Source organism: Arthrobacter sp. P1_C12_2 (genome assembly GCF_056406415.1).
In genome coordinates this window covers 1-1,362 of the sequence record NZ_JBFUAF010000049.1, presented here as the reverse complement: position 1 = coordinate 1,362, position 1,362 = coordinate 1, and the positions used below count along the sequence as shown (strand labels likewise).

The following is a 1,362-nucleotide window of genomic DNA, read 5'->3' as shown; positions in this document are numbered from 1 at the left end:
GGTCCACCCGGAGCGAGGCGACCTTCTCCAGGTCCCCGGAGGCTTTGAGTTCCTCGGCGAAGACCGCGGCGGCCCGCATGGGGCCCACGGTGTGCGAGCTGGATGGCCCTATTCCGATGGAAAAGAGGTCAAAGACTCCAACAGCCATTGTCGGTTCCTAACTAGGTCTTGCTGTGGCCCGGCAGAGGGTCTTGCCGGAAGGCGGTCCGGCCGCCGGTAGGCGGCCAATCCCGCCGGTAGGCGGCCAATTCCGCCGGTTGGCGGCACTGCCGCCGGATGCACGACGCCGGGCGGCGGCTGGTGCGGCAACCCGGCGTCGTGATCTGTACTGCGTTAGTTCTGTACTGCTGCTACTTCAGTCTTACGTCGCTTAGGCGAGGTTAGCAACCGAGGGGTAAAGCGGGTGGGCGGCGGCGAGGGCCTCCACCCGGGAACGCAGGCCGGAGAGGTCCGCGCCGGCGTCGGCGATCAGGGCCTCCGCGATGATGTCGGCAACCTCGGTAAAGGCCGCCTCCCCGAAACCGCGGGTCGCGAGGGCCGGGGTGCCGATCCGCAGCCCCGAGGTGACCATCGGCGGGCGCGGATCAAACGGGACGGCGTTGCGGTTCACGGTGATGTCGATCGCCGCGAGACGGTCCTCGGCCTCCTGCCCGTTGAGCTCGCACTCGCGCAGGTCCACCAGGACCAGGTGCACGTCGGTGCCGCCGGAGATCACGTTGATCCCCTTCGCGGTCACGTCCGGCTGGACCAGGCGCGCGGCGAGGATCCTCGCGCCGGCCAGCACCCGCTCCTGGCGCTCCTTGAACTCTTCGGACGCGGCGATCTTGAACGCCACGGCCTTGCCGGCGATGACGTGCTCCAGCGGGCCGCCCTGCTGGCCGGGGAACACCGCCGAGTTGATCTTCTTGGCGATGTCGGCGTCGTTGCTCAGAATGATGCCGCCGCGCGGACCGGCGAGGGTCTTGTGCGTGGTGGAGGTGGTGACGTGGGCGTGCGGCACCGGGCTCGGGTGCAGCCCGGCCGCGACCAGCCCGGCGAAGTGGGCCATGTCCACCATCAGGTAGGCCCCCACCGAGTCCGCGATCCGGCGGAACTCAGCGAAGTCGAGCTGGCGGGCGTACGCGGACCAGCCGGCAACGATCAGCGCCGGTTTGTGCTCCTGGGCCAGGGCCTCGACCTCGGCCATGTCGATCCGGTGGTCCTCTTCACGGACCTGGTACGGAATGACGTTGTAGAGCCGGCCGGAGAAGTTGATCTTCATGCCGTGCGTCAGGTGCCCGCCGTGCGCCAGGTTCAGGCCCATGATGGTGTCGCCCGGACGGATCAGGGCGTGCATGACGGAGGCGTTGGCCTGCGCACCGG

Annotated in this window: 2 protein-coding genes; both read right to left on the bottom strand. The window is 68.9% G+C overall.

Features of this window, described 5'->3' with window-relative positions; translation table 11 throughout:
• Nucleotides 1-148: serine dehydratase beta chain (locus AC1DZQ_RS22500; RefSeq protein WP_476965574.1), on the bottom strand; the 148-nt coding region annotated here is incomplete at its 3' end.
• Between the two features lie 222 nt (nt 149-370).
• A partial coding sequence (gene glyA, locus AC1DZQ_RS22495) for a serine hydroxymethyltransferase (RefSeq protein ID WP_476965573.1) occupies nt 371-1,362 on the bottom strand: 992 nt, incomplete at its 5' end.